This is a genomic window from Vibrio sp. 811 (assembly GCF_033339195.1).
Genome location: NZ_JAWOUB010000617.1, coordinates 1 through 601, shown reverse-complemented (window position 1 = coordinate 601; position 601 = coordinate 1). Strand labels below are relative to the sequence as shown.

The following is a 601-nucleotide window of genomic DNA, read 5'->3' as shown; positions in this document are numbered from 1 at the left end:
GATCATGCACAGCTTTCGTTATGGTCGCAGTAGCTTTTTGCGTCGTTTGTTTTCGCCAAAAATAGACAAAGTGCTATTTGCCGCCACCAAGGCCGATCACGTGACACCAGATCAGCATCCGCACCTTGTCTCTCTACTGCAACAAATGGTGCACCCAGCATGGCAAACCGCTGCTTATGAGAACATTGAAATGAGTTGTATGAGCATTGCTTCCATCCAAGCGACCACTTCAGGGTTTATTACCTCAGGCGACAAAACCATTTCTGCGTTACAAGGGACGACCTTAAACGGTGAGGCAATGACGATGTTCCCAGGAGAGGTGCCGAAGAAGCTACCCAATGCTGCCTATTGGCAAAACAGTGGTTTCGACTTTACTTCCTTCCGTCCTATGCCGTCAGCAAGTGATGAACCGATGAAACACATACGTCTAGATAAAGCACTGGATTATCTGCTAGGAGACAAATTGAAATGAGCGAATTGAAGCAGAAACAAATTTTCTCTGACAAAGCACTAGAGAAAGAGCAGCAATCGGATTCACCAGAGTTAACGGCGAAAAAGACATTCAGTGAAAAAGAAACTTTTGTACCAGTGAAGATAGAAG

1 protein-coding gene and 1 pseudogene are annotated in these 601 nt (G+C 45.3%); both read left to right on the top strand.

Features of this window, described 5'->3' with window-relative positions; all coding sequences use genetic code 11:
* Positions 1–472: YcjX family protein (locus R7Q46_RS28430; RefSeq protein ID WP_318078475.1), on the top strand; the 472-nt coding region annotated here is incomplete at its 5' end.
* A pseudogene (locus R7Q46_RS28425) lies at positions 469–601 on the top strand (TIGR01620 family protein); the annotation flags it as partial. The gene R7Q46_RS28430 and the pseudogene R7Q46_RS28425, both read left to right, overlap by 4 nt.